The sequence below is a fragment of the Stenotrophomonas thermophila genome (assembly GCF_001499715.1).
Taxonomy (GTDB): domain Bacteria; phylum Pseudomonadota; class Gammaproteobacteria; order Xanthomonadales; family Xanthomonadaceae; genus Stenotrophomonas; species Stenotrophomonas hibiscicola.
Genome location: NZ_CVIW01000006.1, coordinates 1 through 18,807, shown reverse-complemented (window position 1 = coordinate 18,807; position 18,807 = coordinate 1). Strand labels below are relative to the sequence as shown.

Sequence of the window (18,807 nt, the reverse complement as noted above, 5' to 3'; positions counted from 1 at the left end):
GCATGGGCCTGTTCGATTTCCTCAAAGCGAAGAAGACCACCGCCGAAACCGCAAAGAACCGCCTGCAGATCATCATCGCGCAGGAACGCAGCCACCGCGGTGGCCCGGACTACCTGCCCCTGCTGCAGCGCGAGTTGCTGGAAGTGATCAAGAAGTACGTGAACATCGACGTCGATGCGGTGAAGGTCGACCTGGTGAAGGATGGCCAGCACGACGTGCTGGACATCTCCGTGGCGCTGCCTGAAGGCCCGGACAAACCCTGATCCCCCGCCCGCCCGTGCCTGCATGGGCGGGGCCGCGTGACCTGCATGACCGATACGACAACCACCGTGGGCATCACCTGCGTGGGCGACATCGCCTTCGCCGACGCGCAGCGCCTGCTCGCCGCACATGGCCTGCGGCTGCACCACGTGGCGCCCGGCGAACCGATTCCCGGCAGTTACTGGGGCGAGCCAGAGGCCGGCATCATCGCCAGCAACGTGTACGTGCGCGACGACACGCCCGTGCATTCGATGCTGCACGAAGCCTGCCACCTGATCGTGCTGCCGCCGGAGCGGCGTGCGCAGGTGCATACCGACGCCACCGACTCGGTGGCCGAGGAAGATGCCACCTGCTACCTGCAGATCGTGCTGGCCGGGCAGCTGCCGGGTGTTGGCAGCGCGCGGTTGATGGCCGACATGGACGCCTGGGGGTACACGTATCGACTGGGGTCTACACAGGCATGGTTCGAACAGGACGCCGAAGACGCGAAGGCGTGGCTGGTCGAACGCGGCTTGCCGGTGGCGTAAAGCCGCGGGCGCGGTTGGCCACAGGCGTGGCGACGCGTCGGACCTTGCGGCGCCCCTCTTTTCACTCGGCGCGGTTCGAGCAGGACGCCGAAGACGCGAAGGCGTGGTTGATCGAACGCGGATTGCCAGTGGCGTAACGCTCGGTAGTGCCGGCCGCTGGCCGGCAACCAGGTGATGCTTCACGGGTTCATGAGGTTGCCGGCCAGCGGCCGGCACCACCCCATCAGCCCTGCCCGGCCAGCGCGCGCAGGGTAATACCGACGATGTAGGCCAGGTAGGTGCCGGTGGCATAGCCCATCGTGCCCAGCAGCACGCCCACCGGCGCCAGCGCCGGATGGAACGCGGCGGCCACCACCGGCGCCGAGGCCGGGCCACCGATGTTCGACTGCGAACCGATGGCGAAATAGAAGAACGGCACCTTCAGCAGCTTGCCCAGGCACCACAGCAGTACGATGTGCACGGCGATCCAGATCAGGCCGAGCAGGAACAGCCACGGGCGGTCCAGCAACGCCAGCAGATCCATCTGCATGCCGATGCAGGCGATCAGGAAGTACAGCAGCAACGAACCCAGACGCGAGGCACCCGCGCCTTCCAGGTTGCGTGCGCGGGTGAAACTCAGGCTCAGGCCCAGGGTGGTCGACAGCACCACCACCCACACGAACGGTGCGTCCAGGCTGAACTGCGCGGCCCAGCTGACATTTGCCTTGAACCACGCCGCCAAGGGCGCACCGATCGCGTGTGCCAGTCCGACGCCACCGAAGGCCACGGCCACGATCAGCATCAGATCGGTGAGGCTGGGAATGCGCTCATGCTCGGCCTGGAAGCGCGCGATGCGCTCCTTCAGTTCATCGATGGCCGAGGTATCGGCGCCACTGCGTGCATCGATCTTCGCCGCACGACCGGCAAGGAAGATCAGCGCCGCCATCCACACATAGCCGACACCCACGTCGACCACGGCGAACTGGCCGAAGGTGGTCGCATTGACGTCGAACACTTCGCGCATCGCCAGCATGTTGGCACCACCACCGATCCAGCTGCCGGCCAACGCCGCCATGCCGGCCCAGGTGTCGCCGGCCACGGTTTCCGGATGCACGGCGCGCATCAGCAGGAAGGCCACGACCGCCCCGAGCATGATGCTGGCCGATGCCCCCAGGTACATCAGCACCAGCTTCGGGCCCAGCCGCAGGATGCCCTTGATGTCCACCGCCAGGGTCAGCAGGATCAGCGCCGCCGGCAGCAGGATGTCGCGTGCGATCGGGTTGTAGAGCCTGGTGTTCTGCCCGTCGATCAGGCCGACGGTGTTGTAGATGCCGGGAATCAGGTAGCACAGCAGCAGCGCCGGCACGAAGGTGTAGAAGCGTTTCCACAGGCCCTGCTCGCGCGAGGCGGTCCAGAAAACGGCGCCGAGCGTGGCGGCGATCAAACCGAAGACGACGATGTCGTTCTGGATCAGGGCAGTCGAAGGCATGCAGGCGCTCTGGGAGAGCCGGCCGCTGGCCGGCTGCTGTTGGCGGCAGATCAGGAAGGTGTGCCGACCAACGGTCGGCACCCACCGGTAAAGCAGATGGTGAAACAGAAGCGCCGCCCCGGAGGGCGGCGCCGCAACCATCAGTTGCCGATGTGCTGCTTCAGCCAGGCATTGACGGTGTCATGCCACAGGATGCTGTTGTTCGGCTTGAGCACCCAGTGGTTTTCATCCGGGAAGTACAGGAACTTCGATTCAATGCCTTGGCGCTGCGCGGCGCTGAACGCGGCCAGGCCCTGCTCGACCGGGATGCGGAAGTCCTGCTGGCCGTGGATGACCAGGATCGGCTTCTTCCAGTCCGCCACGTGGTTGACCGGGTTGAACTTCTCGTAGTTCGCCGCCTTCTGGTACGGCGTGCCGCCCTGCTCCCACTCGGTGAACCACAGTTCTTCGGTGGCGTAGCCCATCATGCGCTGGTCGAACACGCCGTCGTGGTTGACCAGGCACTTGAACGGGCTGTTCCAGTTGCCTGCGATCCAGTTGACCATGAAGCCGCCGTAGCTGGCGCCCAGCGCACAGGCCTTGTCACCGTTGAGGAAGGAATACTTCTTCAGCGCCGCATCCCAGCCCTTCTGCAGGTCTTCCAGCGGGCGGTCGCCCCAGTGCTGGCTGATCGCATCGGTGAACGCCTGGCCGTAGCCGGTGGAGCCGTGGAAGTCGATCATCACCACCGCGTAGCCCTGGCCCGCATAGGTCTGCGGGTTCCAGCGGTAGCTCCAGCCATTGCCGAAGCTGCCCTGCGGGCCGCCATGGATCAGGAACGCGACAGGGTACGACTTGCCTTCCTGGTAGTTGTGCGGCTTGACCACGTAGCCATGCACGGTGTCGTTGTTCCAGCCCTTGAACTCGAACTGTTCGTAGTCGCCGAAGGACACGTCCTTGAGTACGTCGCCAGCAGCCGGGGTCAGCGCGCGCAGTTCGCCGATCGGCTGGCCGGCAGCCGGCAGCAGGCCGACCAGCACCTGGTCGTTGCTCTTCAGGCTGTTGCGGGTGATCGCCACGCTGTTGCCGGCCACGTCGACCGAGGTCACGCTGCCATCGCCGATCAGCTTGGTCGCCTTGCCGCTGGCCACGTCGATCTGGAACAGCGGGTGCTCGCCGAGGTCATCGGCGGTGGTGTAGATGCTGGTGCCGTCGGCCGACAGGGTGATGCCACCGGCCGAACGATCCCACTGCGGCGCGATCTCGCGGGTCTTGCCGCTGGCCAGGTCCATCGCCATCAGGCCGAAGCGGTCGGCCTCGAAGCCCGGGCGCTTCATCGCACGATAGAACAGCGTCTTGCCGTCGGCGCTGAACACCGGGCCGGCATCCCAGGCCGGGTTGGAGGCGGTCAGGTTGACCGGCGCCTGCTTGCCCGCGGCGTCGAAGCGGTACAGATCGAAGTTGGTCGACCACGGTTCCTGCTTGCCGGCCACACGGATGCTGGCCACTACGCTGGCGCCATCCGGCGACCACGCGAAGTCATCATTGCCGCCGAACGGCTTGGACGGCGCATCACCATCGATGGTCGCGCTCAGTGCCGAGGCGCCCTTGACTGCACCGGCTTTGGCCGCGGGCAGCGGAGCGACGAACAGGGTGTTGCGGCGGCCGTCGTTCCAGGTGTCCCAGTGGCGCACGAACAGCGAATCCCATACCTGGCCGCTGGCCTTGGCGTCCTTCTTTTCCTTCAGCTTCTTCTCGGTGCAGGCCAGGTCCGAGGCGCAGGCCTGGAACACGCCGGCGCTGAACAACACGCGGTCGTCCTGCGGCGACACGTGGTAGCTGTCCACGTCGACCGGGAAGTCGGTCAGCTGGCGCGGAGTACCACCGTTGATAGGCTGCGCGTACAGCTGCTGGCTGCCGTTTTTGGCGCTCAGGAAATACACCGTCTGGCCATCGGCCGACAGCGAGGCGGAATTGACGTTCCAGCCGGCCGGGGTGATCTGCTTCGGCGGCGCTGCGTCGCGGGTGCGCAGGTTGCGCGCGAACAGCGCGGTGGAGGCCTTCAGGTTGGCGTCCACGCTGCGCTTGGCGAACACCACGGTGCCAGCGTCTGCGGTCAGCACCGGCGCGGAAACGCGGTCCATCGCCACCATGTCGCGGACTTCCAGGCCACGGGCAGCGGCAACACTGGGCAGGGCGGCCAGCAGGCTCAGTGGCAGCAGGGCATGACGCAGTTTCATCGGGGTCTCCGCAGGACGGCAAAAAACCGATGGTAGGCCCGCATGGCCGGGGCTGCCAAGGCCATCGGTCATGGCTGCAGGCGGGCAATCGCCATAAACAGCAAACCCCGCCGAAGCGGGGTTTGCGGTACTGCCGGCCGCTGGCCGGTAACCAGGGGTATCACGGGATTCCGGGATTGCCGGCCAGCGGCCGGCACTACCCGTCCCTTACGCCTTGGCATACTTCCCGGTGCGGTAGATCAGCCAGCCGACCAGGAACAGCACGGCCAGGCCGATCCACTGTGCGCCCGGCAGGTGGAACGGCACGGCCAGCACATCGGCGCGGCTGCTGACCACGATCGGAATCGCGATGGCGATGCCCATCAGTGCCTCACCGGTGATCAGGCCGGCGGCAAACAGCACGCCCGGCTTGTGCACGCGGTCGCGGCCTTCTTCGTCATCGGCGCGCACCTTGTGGAAGCGTTCGACCAGATGGGCGATCAGGCCGCCGAGGAAGATCGGCACCATCAGTTCCAGCGGCAGGTAGATGCCGATGGCGGCGGCCAGCACCGGCACGCGGAAGCGCGCGTTGCGGGACTTCAGCCAGCTGTCGAAGGCGATGATGGCAGCGCCGACCACAGCACCGATGCCGATGAAGGTCCACGGCAGTTCACCACCAAACAGGCCCTTGGCCACCGAGGCCATCAGGTTGGCCTGCGGCGCAGCCAGCGCGTTCGGGTGCAGCTCGGACTTCACGCCGATGCCGTAGGCAGTGGCCAGCAGGTTCAGTACAGGGGCCATGATCAGCGCGCACGAGAACGCGCCGATGCCCAGCATCAGCTGCTGCTTCCACGGGGTGGCACCGACGATGTAGCCGGCCTTGAGGTCCTGCAGGTTGTCACCACCGACGGCGGCGGCACAGCACACCACCGCACCGATCATGATCGCGGCCACCGCGCCCAGCGGCGCCCCGCCGGCACCGACCGGCTTGAGGCCGTCAGCACCCAGCAGCACGACCAGCACGGCCGAGGCGAACAGGATGGTGGAGATGGTGATGCCCGAGACCGGGTTGTTGGACGAACCGATCAGGCCGGCCAGGTAGGCGGAGACCGAGACGAACAGGAAGCCGGCGACGATCATGATGAGGGTCATCGGGATCGACACGTGCCACTGGCCGACGATGGCCTGGTACAGGGCCAGCAGCGGCAGCACGAACGCCACCAGGGCAACCAGCATCCACTTCATCGGCAGATCGCGCTCGGTATGCGCCAGCACCGGGCCACCGCTCTTGCGGGCGGCGGCAAAGCCACTCTTGACGCCGTTGAGCAGCGACTTGCGCAGCGAGATCAGGGTCCAGATGCCACCGATCAGCATCGCGCCGACACCCAGGTAGCGCATCTTCGCGCCCCAGATGGCGAACGCCGCCTCGGTGGACGAAGCTGCGGCAACCGACGCGGCCAGTGCCGGATCGGTGTTCATGAAGAACGCCTGGTAGATCGGAATGGCGATGTGCCAGGTCAGGATCGAACCGGACACCACCACGATGCCGACGTTGAGGCCGACGATGTAGCCCACGCCCAGCAGTGCCGGCGACAGGTTGGTACCGATGAAGGCGGTGACCTTGGAGCTGCCGACGTAGGCCGAGGTGGCCCAGGCGTCCGGGATCAGGCGCATGCCGCTTTCCGCGGCCAGCTTGACGAAGGCACCGATCACCGCCGACAGGCCGAGGATCTTCAGGCCCGGGCCCGGATTCTCACCGGCCTTGAGCACTTCGGCCGCAGCCTTGCCTTCCGGGAACGGAAGCGGGTCTTCGACGATCATCGAACGACGCAGCGGCACCGAGAACAACACGCCCAGCAGGCCGCCCAGGCCGGCGATGCCCAGCACCCACCAGTACTTGAAGTCCGGCCAGTAGCCCATGATCACCAGCGCCGGGATGGTGAAGATCACACCGGCGGCGATCGACGAACCGGCCGAAGCGCCGGTCTGCACGATGTTGTTTTCAAGGATGGAGCCACCGCCCAGCAGGCGCAGCACGCCCATGGAAATCACCGCGGCGGGAATGGCGGTGGCGATGGTCAGGCCTGCGAACAGACCGAGGTAGGCGTTTGCGGCCGACAGCACCACCGCCAGCACGATGGCCAGGGCCACAGCGCGGAAGGTGAGCTGCTTGGGCGCAGCGTCGTGGTTCATGGAAGCCCCTGCTGGCAAAAATCCCTGTCACGCTAGCGTTCAGGGCACATCAAGTCCAGCGTGCCAAAGGATGGGGGCGTGTGCTGCGGCGCAATGGGCCGGTACGTGGACCGGCAATCGACCGACCCGGCAAAGTCCGGCTGGGCACACTGCAAATGATATGTTATATCTTAATGATACCTTGCTGTTACTGCATCGCATGCCCCCTTCCCCTCCCCCGCCTGGCCTCCATCGACCAGTTGCGCGGTACCGTGATGCTGTTGATGCTGCTGGACCACGTGCGCGAGACCTTCTTCCTGCAGCACCAGGTGAGCGACCCGATGGACGCAGCCACGGTCTCCCCTGCGCTGTTCGCCTGCCGTGTGCTGGCCCACCTGTGCGCACCCGTGTTCGTCCTGTTGACCGGTCTTTCGGCCTGGCTGTACGGCCAGCGCCAGGCGGACCCGCGCCGGGCCACGGCCGCCTTCCTGCTCAAGCGAGGGCTGTTCCTGGTCGTGCTGGAACTGACCCTGGTGAATTTCGCCTGGACCTTCCAGCTGCCGCCGGACACGCTGTACCTGCAGGTGATCTGGGCCATCGGCCTGAGCATGATCGCGCTGGCGGGGCTGCTGTGGCTGCCACGCCCGGCCCTGCTGATGCTGGCAATCGCGGTGGTGGCCGGGCACAACCTGTTCGACGGCCTTCGGGGGCAAGGCAATGGCCTGCTGGCGGTGCTGTGGAAAGTGCTGCACCAGCGCGACTGGATCGAGGCTGGCACGCTGCGCCTGCGAACCTCCTACCCGGTACTGCCGTGGATCGGGGTGATTGCGCTGGGTTATCTGATGGGGCCCTGGTTCGGCCGCGCGCGCGCGCCGGAGCAGCGCCAGCGCTGGCTGCTGTGGGCAGGCGTCAGCGCGCTGGCCCTTTTCGCATTGCTGCGGTTCGCCAACGAATACGGCGATGCGCCCTGGCAGTACCAGGCCACCACGCTGCGTACCTGGCTGAGCATCTTCAACGTCACCAAGTACCCGCCGTCCTTGCAGTTCCTGCTGCTGACCCTGGGCGTGGGAGTGTTGCTGCTGCGGCTGTACGAATGGCCGCCGCTGGCGCGGGCACTGCAGCCGCTGGCCGATATCGGCGCTGCGCCGATATTCTTCTACCTGCTGCACCTGTACGTACTGAAGGGGCTGTACCTGGCCGCGTTGGCGGCCTGGGGGCCGACCCATGGCGAGCTGTATGCCCTGGATTCGGTCAGCGGCCTGCTGCTGGTGGCCTGTGCGCTGGCGGTGGTGCTGTACCCGCCGACGCGGGCGTTCGCGCGGTTCAAAGCGCGAAGGCGCGATCTGCCGTGGTTGCGATACCTGTGATCACCCAGGCCAGTCCGGCAATCCACGCATGGCGTGGATCTACTGAAAGCGGATCAGGCTACAGGCCTATAATTCCGCGATGAATTCCACCGCTATCGCTTCCGACGACTTCCTGGGCCACCCCAAGGGCGTCTACGTCTGCTTCTTCACCGAAATGTGGGAGCGCTTCTCCTTCTACGGCATGAAGGCGCTGTTGCTGCTGTACCTGACCAAGTACCACCTGTTCGGCGACAAGGCCGGCCTGGACCTGCTCGGTGCCTACGGTGGCCTGGTGTACTGCGTCCCGGTGTTCGGCGGCATGCTGGCCGACCGCTGGCTGGGCATGCGCCGGGCAGTGCTGTTCGGCGGCATCCTGCTGGTGCTCGGCCACCTCGGCATGGCCTTCGAGGGCCACGCGGCATACCGGGTCAACGGCGAAGTGGTGCGCGACACCTCGGCGCTGGCGGTGACCTACCTGTCGCTGGCGCTGATCATCATGGGTGTCGGCTTCCTGAAGCCGAACATCTCCACCATCGTCGGCAAGCTGTACGCCAAGGACGACCCGCGCCGCGACTCGGGCTTCTCCCTGTTCTACGCAGGCATCAACCTCGGTGCATTGTTCTCTTCGCTGGTCTGCGGCTTCCTCGGCGAGGCCTATGGCTGGAAGTACGGTTTTGGTGCGGCCGGCATCGGCATGCTGGCCGGCCTGGCGATGTTCCTGTGGGGCCAGAAATACCTGCAGGGCCACGCCGAACCGCCGCAGCCGGCAGCGCTGAAACAGAAGGTGCTGGGCCTGCCGCGCGAATGGCTGATCTACCTGTGCGCGGTGCTCGGTGTGCTGCCGGTCGCCTGGCTGATGTGGGCCGCCGGCAATGGCGCGTTCGCGCTGGGCGGTGAAATCAGCCTGGCGCTGATGCTGATGCTGGTGGTGCTGGGCGGCGTGCTGGTCTGGTTCGCCTGGTTCACCGGCACCAAATGCACGCCGGTGCAGCGCCAGCAGATGATCGCGCTGATGGTGCTGATCTTCATGGCGCTGGTGTTCTTCACGATGTACGAGCAGTCCTACGGCTCGTGGGTGACCTTCACCGACCGCCTGCTGACCAAGGACATCGTGCCCTCGCTGGTGATCACCGGCGGCACGCCGCTGCCGTGGTCGATCCTCTCGCTGCTGCTGGCACCGCTCGGCTTCGTGGTCAGCGCGCGCCTGTCGGAACGGCGCCCGGGCTCGGCCGCGCCGCGCACGTTCTTCGCCGCCATCGTCGTACTGATGCTGGTGCTGCTGGTGCGCGACTGCCTGGTGATCCCGCAGACCGCCGGCTCGCTGACCTACCTCGGCGGCCTGTTCCTGGTGCTGCTCGCTCCGGCCTTCGCCGCGCTGTGGACGTGGATGGACCGCCGCGGCTGGGAACCGGGCAAGCCGGTGAAGTCAGCCTGGGGCCTGGTGATCGGCGCGCTGTCGTTCGTGCCGCTGGCGCTGGCCGCACAGCAGGTGGGCGCCACCGGCGAGATGGCCAGCGTGTGGTGGCTGGTGCTGGCCTACTTCCTGCTGGCCAGCGGCGAGATGTGCCTCTCGCCGGTCGGCCTGTCGGCGGTGACCCAGCTGGCCGTGCCGCGGGTGATGAGCCTGATGATGGGCACCTGGTTCCTGGCCACCGCATTCTCGGAAACGCTGGCCGCGCTGTTCGGCAAGCTGGCCGCGATCGAGGTGCCGGAAGGCGAATCTCTGGACATGGTGGCCGCCGCCGGTGCCTACGCGCACCTGTTCTGGCTGCTGATGTGGATCGGCCTGGGTTGCGCACTGGCCGCCTTCGTTGCCGCGCCGCTGTTGAAGAAGATGATGCACGGGGTCAAGTAAGCCTGATGCAGGCGAAATCCGGGAGCGGCGGATCGGTCATCCGCCGCTCCCGGCGTGCTCAGGGCGCGCTGCTTTTTTCCACAGGCGAGGCCTGCGCGGCCACCTGTCCCCCCAGGCTGCGCGAGAGGAAGGCCAGCAACCTGCTGTAGTACGTACGTTGGTTGGCAGGCGAATAGAAGCCATGCCCTTCGTTCCTGACGTACAGGGTTTCCACCGGCGAACCCGCCTTCTTCAATGCCGCTTCCATGCGTTCGCTGTGCACGATCGGCGCACGCTGGTCCTGGCCACCTGCGGCCAGGAATACCGGCACCCGTACCTGCGCAGCCAGATTCACCGGGGAACGCTCTGCCAGATCCTTGGGCGATCCCAGCCAGTTGCGCAGGTAGGCCAGGCCTGACTCATCACTCTGGATATCTCCGCGGGCGTACATCAACGGCAGGTCGTAGATGCCGACGTAGCCGGCCGCGCACTGGTAGAGGCCTGGTTCGCGCACCGCCCCCATCATCGCCGCATAGGCACCGTAACTGGCCCCGTAGATGCATATGCGGTTCTTGTCGGCCACGCCCTGGTCGATCGCCCACCGCGTGGCATCGGTGACGTCATCCTGCATCGACAGCCCCCATTGCTTGCGCGCAGCCTGCATGTGGGCCCGGCCATAGCCGGAAGATCCGCGGAAATTCACCTGCAACACCGCATAGCCTGCCGCCGCCAGCATCTGTGCCTCGGTGTCGTAGGTGCCATCGTCGGCAACGCCGATCGGGCCTCCGTGTGGCACCACTACCATCGGCAGCGCACCGGCCTCGTGGCCATGCGGGACGGTAAGGAAACCATGCAGCGGACGCCCGTCACGCGCCTTCAGGCTGATCGGACGCACCTGCGCGGCCAGCGCAGGGTCGATCCAGTCGCTGCGGCTGATCAGGTGCCGAGCACTCTTGGCCACCGTGTCATAGAGATAGAAATCGCCTGGGTTGCTGCCTGACCAGGTTTCCACCAGCACCGTCCTGCCATCGCGCGTGCTGGAGGTGATGTAGACCGCTCCGCCCAGGCCCGCTTCGAGGCTGCGGTAAAGGCGGGCTTCGTCCGAGGCATCATCGAAGAATGCCGTTCGCGGTGCACTGCCAAGGAACAGCGCCCCGACCGGTACGCGGCTGCCGGGGCGCCGGATGATGCGCGCAGGGTCGGCCGTCCCATCGCGCAGCACGGTGCGTCGCTCATTGCTGTGCGGATCCCAGCTCACAATGGCGTCAGGCCCGTCTGCCTGCTCGACCTGCAGGTACGCCAGGCGACCATCGGCCGAAAAGCCGAGCGGCAGCTCGATGCGCTTGCTCAGGGATTCATCGTTGAGCAGGATCCAGTCGCTGTTGCTGCCCGTGCGGTAATAGAGCTTCTGCGTGCCGTCGGTAACGACAGCGCGCGCGAAACGCACCTCGCCCTGCTCATCGGTCGTGAAGTCCGCATCGGGAATGGGAGCCCGTGCCACCGCATTGCGGCGACCGGTGATCACGTCCATGCGCTCGACCTGTGCATGCGAACTGCCGACCAGCGGGATTACCGTCACCAGTGCGTTGCGGTCGTCGTCCTTGAGTTCATCACTGAGGTACGCGGCCACCAGGCCCGCCGGCTTGACCTTGATGTTGGTACCCAGGCTCTGGTCGGCAACCCGGTAACCCACCAGCAGCTCGCCGCCCTTGCCATTGGCATTGATACCGAACAGTTCGCCAGTCGGCGTCGGCCGCTCCAGCACCCCGAACTTCTGTGCCATGCCGACCAGAAGCCGCTCGTTGCTGACCCAGTCGAAGGTGTGGGCGTGATCGTTGCGGGGCGGGCGGAAGCTGCCCACCATCTTCATGTCGGCAATGCGGTAGATCGCCAAGGCGGTCCCGGCCTCCAGCGGAACCGTCGCGGCGATGTACTCGCCCCCCGGTGAAATCTTGATGTCGGTAAACGACTCCTGCCGCAGATAGCGATCCAGGTCCAGCGTCGCCGCCGATGCTGCGCCCACAACCGCTCCCAGCAGTACAGCCAGCACAATCCTGCGCATCCTTCCCCCATGGAAAACCCGGACACCCTGTCCGGATGCGCGATTCTAGGCACGTGACCGTTTGCCGCGCCACATCGGCAGAAAAAACCGACGGCACCGTTGCCGGTGCCGTCGTTACCACTACCTTGGAGAGAGAGTCAGGACGTGGGTTCGGGGGCGTGCGCCGGGTCAGTGGACCCCGCGCACCGCCAACGTTAGGGCCAGGATGCTGAGGATCACGGCGATGGTGCCGTCAAGCACACGCCAGGTGCTGGGCTTGGTGAACAGCGGCGCCAGCAGGCGTGCGCCCAGTCCCTGCGCGGTCAGCCAAAGGCAGCTGGCGGTCACCACGCCGGCGGCGAAGGCCATGCGGGCGTTGCCGAAGTTCTCGGCGATCGAGCCGATCACCATCATGTCCAGCCAGAAGTGCGGGTTGATCAGCGAAAAGCCGACTGCGGCCATCAGCACCGCGCGGCGGCTGCCGTCATCGCTGTCAGCCTCGCCCATGCCGCCGCCACCGGCGATCGCACGGCGTGCCGACTTCATCGCGTACCAGGCCAGGAATGCCACGCCGGTCCACAGCACGGCGCTGGTCAGCCACGGCAGCGCCGAGGTGAGCGTGCGCAGGCCGGCAACGCTGGCGAAAATGAAGATCGCATCGATGGCCGCACAGGTGGCAACCACCGGCACGATGTGCTTGCGCAGGATGCCCTGGCGCAGAATGAAGGCGCTCTGGGCGCCGACCACGGCGAACAGGCCGATGCCGGTAGCTGCACCAGAGAACCAGGCACCGAGGCCGGTGCTGGCGGAGATGACCGAGAACATGGGATTCACTGCCTTTACTTGCTTGGGGAGACGGTGCCTCGCGAAGGCGGACAGCACCGGAACGGGCGCCATTGTCGCGCCGCAACATGAAAAAGACGAGCTAAACTTCCTAAACCAACATTAGCGGAGCTTAATTCGATGCGTATCGATCATGCCCAGCTGCGCGCCCTGGCCGCGGTGATCCGCGAAGGCAGCTTCGACCGCGCCGCGCAGTCGCTGAATGTCACGCCCTCGGCCATCTCGCAGCGGGTCAAGGCACTGGAGGACCGGGTCGGCCGCCTGCTGGTCAAGCGCGGCACTCCAGCCACCGCCACCGCCGAGGGCCAAGTGCTGGTGCAGCTGGCCGAGCAGACCGCCCTGCTCGAACACGATGCCCTGCACCGTATGGGCCTGGCCGACGAGGACCTGCCCCAGGCAAGCATCCCGGTGGCGGTGAACCACGACAGCCTGGAGACCTGGTTCCCGCAGGCCGCCTCGCAGTTCGCGCAGAGCACCGGCACCACCCTGGACCTGCGCGTGGAAGACCAGGACCACACCGTCGAACTGCTGCGCCAGGGCACGGTGCTGGGCGCGGTGACCACCCTGGATGAGCCGGTGCAGGGCTGCCAGATCCACGCGCTGGGCAGCATCCGCTACGCGGCGACCTGTACCCCCGAGTTCCGCGAGCGCCATTTCGCCAAGGGCGTAACCGCGCAGGCGCTGGCGCAGGCCCCGGTGCTGGTATTCAACCGCAAGGACGACATGCAGTCGCGCTTCGCCCGGCGCATGGCCGGCGACGACCTGCCCAGCACCGCGCCGACCTGGTGGATTCCGTCCACCCGCGCCTTCGTGCAGGCCAACCTCGGCGGCATGGGCTGGACGATGAATCCGTTGCCGCTGGTCAAGCGGCACCTGGACGCGGGCCGCCTGGTCTACGTGCGCCAGCGCGCGTGGGAAGACGTGCCGCTGTACTGGCAGCATTGGAAGGGCGACGTGCAGACCATGGCCTTGCTGACCCGCGCGGTGCTGGAGGCCTCCTCGGCACTGATCCGGCGCAAGCGCTGAAAAGGGGACGGAGGGGATTAAGTCGTATAAGGCCCAAGCGACACATCGGGCAAAGACAACTTGATCCCCTCCGTCCCCTTTTTGCTCCATCCAATCTCCATCAACCCTCCACACCGGGTCCATGCGTGATGCGGATACTGGCGGGCCAATCACTACAAGGATGTCCGGTATGCCGATAGCCGTGCGCGATGCGCGCCCCGAAGATGCCGCCGCCTGCATCGACCTGCGCGGGCGCACCCGCGAAAACGCCTTCAGCGCCGCGCAGTTGGCAGAGCTGGGCATCACCGAGGACAGCTGGGCGGCCGGCATCGCCCAGGGCGATTCGATCGGCCGCGTCGCTTGGGAGGGCGAGCGCATGGCTGGCTACTGCTTCGCCGACCGCGACAGCGGCGAGGTGCTGGTGCTGGCCCTGCTGCCCGAGTATGAAGGCCGCGGCCTCGGTCGCCAGCTGCTGCAGGACGTGGTCAGCCTGACCCGCGATGCCGGCCACCAACGCCTGTTCCTGGCCTGTTCGGCCGACCCACGCTCGCGCTCGCATGGCTTCTACCGGCGCCTGGGCTGGCGCCCGACCGGCGAGATTGATGAGGCCGGTGACGAGATTCTTGAGCTGGTCTGAGTGAAGCTGTCGCCAGGGATGGCCTGACACTGGCAAGGCTTCGTTCGCCGGTATCACCCGGTGCTACCGGGTGAGGATGGCGCGAAACGCCGGATGCTGCGTTGCATCAAAAACGGACCGGATCCGGTTAGAATCGCACTTGGATGCTGCAAGGCGTTGTTTCTTCACGCCCTTTCCCTGCCCCACGCGCATCCTGACCCCTTCCCCTCCGCCAACGATCCCGCCCCCATGAAGAAATTTGGCAAGGCTCTTCTCGCCCTGCTCGTGCTGCTGTTGCTGGCCGCCGCGCTGTTCCTGTACTGGCCGCTGACCCAGCGCTCGGTGCCCGCCGCCAGCAACGACAAGCCCGTCGATGTTGTGCTGGTCGGCGCCGGCATCATGAGCATCACCCTGGCCACCTACCTGCAGGAACTGCAGCCGGACTGGAACATCCAGGTCTACGAACGCCTCGACGGCGTCGCCGGTGAAAGCTCCGATGGCTGGAACAACGCCGGCACCGGCCATTCGGCCTTCGCCGAACTGAACTACACCCCGGAGCTGCCCGATGGCAGCATCGAGACCAAGCGCGCGGTCGGCATCGCCGAGTCGTTCGAAGTCTCGCGCCAGTTCTGGTCGCACCAGGTGAAGGAAGGCCGGCTGAGCCAGCCCAGCGACTTCATCAACCCGACGCCGCACATGAGCTTCGTCTGGGGCGATGACAACATCGCCTACCTGCACAAGCGCCAGCAGGCCCTGGTCAAGAATCCGCTGTTCTACGGCATGCAGTACTCCGAGGATCCGGCGCAGATCAAACACTGGGCCCCGCTGCTGATGGAAGGCCGTGACCCGAAACAGAAGGTTGCCGCGACCTGGATGCCGCTGGGCACCGACGTCAATTTCGGCGTGATCACCCGCCAGCTGACCGCCGGCCTGCAGCGCAGCCCGAACTTCAGCCTGCACCTGAACCATGAAGTGACCGCGCTGCGGCAGAACGCCGACAAGAGCTGGAACGTGACGGTGAAGGATCTCAAGGCCGGCACCGAGACCACCACCCACGCCCGCTTCGTGTTCATCGGTGCCGGTGGCGCCGCGCTCAAGCTGCTGCAGATGTCGGGCATTCCCGAGTCGAAGGACTATGCCGGCTTCCCGGTCGGTGGCCAGTTCCTCGCCTTCCAGGGCCAGGACGTGACCTCGCGCCATGGCGTGAAGGCCTACGGCATGGCCGAGACCGGTTCGCCGCCGATGTCGGTGCCGCACCTGGATGCGCGCAAGCTGGACGGCAAGCCGGTGGTGCTGTTCGGGCCGTTCGCGCTGTACAGCACCAAGTTCCTCAAGCACGGCTCGTGGTGGGACCTGTATTCCTCGGTCACCCACAACAACGTCGGCCCGATGCTGGAAGTGGGCAAGGACAACCTGGACCTGGTGCAGTACCTGATGGGCCAGGCGCGCCTGAACGATGCGGACCGCCAGGCCGAGCTGGTCAAGTACTTCCCCAATGCCAAGCCGGGTGACTGGAAGTTGATCACCGCCGGCCAGCGCGTGCAGATCATCAAGCGTGATCCGCTGAAGGGCGCGGTGCTGCAGTTCGGCACCGAGATCGTGACCGACAAGGACCACACCCTTGCCGCCCTGCTCGGCGCGTCGCCGGGTGCGTCGACCTCGCCGCCGATCATGCTGGACCTGATGGCCAAGGCCTTCCCGGACCAGATGAAGGCCGGCTGGGAAACCCGCCTGCGCGAGATCGTGCCGTCGTATGGGCGCAAGCTCAACGACAGTGCGGCGCTGGTCAACGAGATCCGCACGCTGACCAGCCAGACCCTGCACCTGCCGTATCTGGAGGTGCCGGTGGATGCGAACGCGGCATCGCCCGCTGCGGCCACGGCGCCTGCGCAGGCCAAGGAAAAGCGCAACGCCAATGAGGAACTGCAGGCGCTGTAAGCCCGCACGTTCCTTTCGATGCAGACGGACGGCCACCTTCGGGTGGCCGTTCGTTTTGGGCGGCTCCCTGGTGTAGAGCCGAGCGCATGCTCGGCTCCAGCCAAAAGCAGCCGAGCATGGGCTCGGCTCTACAGACGGCCGTGCCCGGCGCCTGGACGCCCATGCGCACTGATACGAATTGTAATGTTGTTAAGAATTATTTACATTTGCGCCCTGCGCAGTGACCGCGCCCTCCCAGATGGACCTGATGTGCCCGAAGCCGCCGCCCCGGGTACTGGACGACTATCGCCACCTTCCCCGCTTCCAAGCCTCGAGCCCACCATGTCCTTGACCCTGCGTAACCGCCTGCCCCGCCGCGCGCTGCTGCCGGCTGCCCTGCTTTCGTCGTTGACCCTGCTGGCGGCGCCCAGCGCGTTTGCTGCCGCCGACGGCTCAGCCGATGCCAAGACCCTGGACCGGGTCAGCGTGCGTGCCGAGCAGTCCGCTCCGCCGGCCAGCACTACGCGCCTGCCGATCACCCTGCAGGAAACCCCGCAGTCGGCCACTGCGATCAGCCTGCAGCGCCTGCAGGACGAATCGCTGTTCAGCATCAACGACGTGATGCGCAACGTGACCGGCGTCAGCGTGTCCTTCTATGACACGCAGCGCCCGCTGTACTACGCGCGCGGCTTCGCCATCACCGACTTCCAGGTCGACGGCATCCCCACTTACAGCGGGTCCACCAACCAGGAATACGACACCGCCTTCTACGACCGCATCGAAGTGATCCGCGGTGCCAACGGCCTGCTCAGTGGTGCGGGTGTGCCGTCGGCCACGGTCAATCTGCTGCGCAAGCGTCCGGGCAAGGAATTCGATGCCTCGTTCGCGGTCAGCGCGGGCAGCTGGGACTATAGCCGCATGGAAGCGGACGTGACTGCGCCGCTGACCGATGACGGCCGCTTCCGCAGCCGCGTGGTCGCCGCCTATACCGATCGTGGCCTGTATTACGACCGTTACGACGAGAACAAGATGGCCGGCATGGCGGTACTAGAAGGCGACGTCACCGACAGCACCACGCTCACCCTCGGCTACCAGACCCAGGACAACAACCCGACCGGCTCGACCTGGGGCACCGTGCCGTTCTTCGACAGCCAGGGCAATTTCGCGCACCTGCCGCGCTCGACCAACCTGTCGCCGAAATGGAGCTACTGGAAGCGCGAGAGCAACACCGCCTTCGCCAACCTGGAAAAGCGTTTCGGCGACAACTGGCTGTTGAAGGTCAACACCGCCTACACCCGCGGCAATGTGCAGAACGTGCGCCTGTACGGCACCGGCAACCCGGACCCGGTGACCGGCGCGGGCATCTACCTGCGCGCGGCCGCCGGTGATTCGAAGGACACCCGGCGCAACGTCGATGCCTACCTGACCGGCAGCTTCGACCTGTTCGGCCGCGAGCACGACCTCACCGTTGGCGCACAGTGGTCGGACCTGGAAGGCACCACCAACACGCTTGCACTGAACTTCCCGAACGACTGGGCACGCTGCGGCGGCGAGCGCTGCTACTACATTCCCAACGTGTACAACTGGAACGGCGACATCTCCGAAGTGACCTACCGCCGCACCGGCGCGCGCCGCGTAGCCAAGACCACGCAGAGCGGCGTCTACCTGGCCACCCGCCTCCGCCTGGCCGATCCGTTGTCGCTGATTGCCGGCGCACGCCTGAGCCGGTGGGAAACTCTCAGCCGCTCGTACAACGCTGCCGGCGCCTATACCGGCACCAGCGGTGCGTACAAGGTGAGCGATGAAGTCACTCCGTACGTGGGCCTGGTCTACGAGATCACGCCGAACGTGTCGGCCTATGCCAGCTACACCGAGATCTTCAATCCGCAGAACTACAAGGACCGCAACGAAAACCTGTTGGCGCCGGTACAGGGCTCCAACCTGGAAGCGGGCATCAAGACGCAGTGGTTCGATGGCCGCCTGACCGCCAATGCCGCCGTGTTCGAGGCCAAGCAGGACAACTACGCGGTGCGCGACATGGGCGTGCCGGAGGGTTCGCTCAGCGATGGCACCTCGGCCTACATCGGCGTCAACGGCACCAAGGCGCGCGGCTGGGAGATGGACGTCAACGGCGAGATCCTGCCGGGCTGGACGGTCAATGCCGGCTACACCCACGTCAAGGTCACCCGCGCGGCCACTGACCTGCTGTACGCCAACCCGCCGAAGGATCTGTTGCAGCTCAACACCCAACTGCAGCTGCGCGGCGCGCTGGAACGCCTGAGCGTTGGCGGCGGCCTGCAGTGGCAGAGCAAGGTGCAGGGCTACAACATTGCCTACCCGCTGGGCGGCACGGTCACGGTGAACCAGCCGGCCTACATGCTGGTGCAGTTCAACGCCAACTACCGCATCAGCGACAACTGGACGGCGACGCTGAGCGTGCGCAACGCGCTGGACAAGAGCTACTGGGCGAACCTGGACTACAACAACTACGGCGAGCCGCGCTTCGTGTCGGCCAGCCTGCGCTGGAAGTTCTGAGGCAGGCAGGGGTGGCCGGCTGTGCCCGGCACCTAGTAGCGTCG

13 protein-coding genes are annotated in these 18,807 nt (G+C 66.1%); 8 read left to right on the top strand and 5 right to left on the bottom strand.

The window, feature by feature from the left end; genetic code table 11:
* Positions 1 to 2: 2 nt before the first annotated feature.
* Positions 3 to 263: a cell division topological specificity factor MinE gene (gene minE / locus BN1263_RS04475; RefSeq protein ID WP_005408532.1), complete on the top strand. Its 261-nt coding sequence runs from the start codon at positions 3 to 5 to the stop codon at positions 261 to 263.
* Between the two features lie 45 nt (positions 264 to 308).
* Entirely contained in the window at positions 309 to 788 is a 480-nt protein-coding gene (locus tag BN1263_RS04470) for a hypothetical protein (RefSeq protein WP_058979833.1), read from the top strand.
* Positions 789 to 1,011: 223 nt separating this feature from the next.
* Here the strand turns inward: BN1263_RS04470 and BN1263_RS04465 are convergent, their stop codons facing one another.
* The 3 genes from BN1263_RS04465 to BN1263_RS04455 all read right to left on the bottom strand — a co-directional run bounded on the left by BN1263_RS04465 (position 1,012) and on the right by BN1263_RS04455 (position 6,647).
* Positions 1,012 to 2,256 carry a DUF819 family protein gene (locus BN1263_RS04465; protein WP_019659320.1) on the bottom strand — a complete coding sequence of 415 codons (1,245 nt, stop codon included), beginning with the start codon at positions 2,254 to 2,256 and terminating at the stop codon, positions 1,012 to 1,014.
* Between the two features lie 140 nt (positions 2,257 to 2,396).
* Positions 2,397 to 4,475, bottom strand: a complete 2,079-nt coding sequence (locus BN1263_RS04460) for a S9 family peptidase (protein ID WP_058979831.1) — start codon at positions 4,473 to 4,475, stop codon at positions 2,397 to 2,399.
* 207 nt (positions 4,476 to 4,682) lie between these two features.
* Positions 4,683 to 6,647, bottom strand: coding sequence for an OPT family oligopeptide transporter (locus BN1263_RS04455; protein WP_049435318.1), 1,965 nt, complete (start codon positions 6,645 to 6,647; stop codon positions 4,683 to 4,685).
* Positions 6,648 to 6,820: 173 nt separating this feature from the next.
* Between BN1263_RS04455 and BN1263_RS04450 the strand changes: the two genes are divergently transcribed.
* The gene (locus BN1263_RS04450) at positions 6,821 to 7,993 is read left to right on the top strand and encodes an acetyltransferase domain-containing protein (protein WP_058979830.1); all 1,173 of its coding nucleotides are present in this window, start codon (positions 6,821 to 6,823) and stop codon (positions 7,991 to 7,993) included.
* Between the two features lie 79 nt (positions 7,994 to 8,072).
* Positions 8,073 to 9,827 carry a peptide MFS transporter gene (locus BN1263_RS04445; RefSeq protein ID WP_058979828.1) on the top strand — a complete coding sequence of 585 codons (1,755 nt, stop codon included), beginning with the start codon at positions 8,073 to 8,075 and terminating at the stop codon, positions 9,825 to 9,827.
* Positions 9,828 to 9,885: 58 nt separating this feature from the next.
* On the opposite strand, the gene BN1263_RS04440 is transcribed toward BN1263_RS04445, so the two are convergent.
* Both BN1263_RS04440 and BN1263_RS04435 read right to left on the bottom strand, forming a co-directional pair.
* Positions 9,886 to 11,868, bottom strand: coding sequence for an alpha/beta hydrolase family protein (locus BN1263_RS04440; RefSeq protein WP_058979826.1), 1,983 nt, complete (start codon positions 11,866 to 11,868; stop codon positions 9,886 to 9,888).
* 168 nt (positions 11,869 to 12,036) lie between these two features.
* Positions 12,037 to 12,672 carry a LysE/ArgO family amino acid transporter gene (locus BN1263_RS04435; RefSeq protein ID WP_019659326.1) on the bottom strand — a complete coding sequence of 212 codons (636 nt, stop codon included), beginning with the start codon at positions 12,670 to 12,672 and terminating at the stop codon, positions 12,037 to 12,039.
* 138 nt (positions 12,673 to 12,810) lie between these two features.
* Between BN1263_RS04435 and BN1263_RS04430 the strand changes: the two genes are divergently transcribed.
* The 4 genes from BN1263_RS04430 (at position 12,811) to BN1263_RS04415 (ending at position 18,763) form a co-directional block, all read left to right on the top strand.
* Positions 12,811 to 13,716 (top strand): LysR family transcriptional regulator ArgP, encoded by a 906-nt coding sequence (locus BN1263_RS04430; RefSeq protein ID WP_058979824.1) that lies wholly within the window; start codon positions 12,811 to 12,813, stop codon positions 13,714 to 13,716.
* Between the two features lie 169 nt (positions 13,717 to 13,885).
* Entirely contained in the window at positions 13,886 to 14,332 is a 447-nt protein-coding gene (locus tag BN1263_RS04425) for a GNAT family N-acetyltransferase (protein WP_049397619.1), read from the top strand.
* A gap of 228 nt (positions 14,333 to 14,560) precedes the next feature.
* A complete protein-coding gene (gene mqo, locus BN1263_RS04420) occupies positions 14,561 to 16,249 on the top strand; it encodes a malate dehydrogenase (quinone) (RefSeq protein ID WP_058979822.1) in 1,689 nt (562 codons plus the stop codon).
* A 321-nt stretch (positions 16,250 to 16,570) separates the two neighbouring features.
* Positions 16,571 to 18,763 (top strand): TonB-dependent siderophore receptor, encoded by a 2,193-nt coding sequence (locus BN1263_RS04415; protein ID WP_058979820.1) that lies wholly within the window; start codon positions 16,571 to 16,573, stop codon positions 18,761 to 18,763.
* Positions 18,764 to 18,807: the final 44 nt, after the last annotated feature.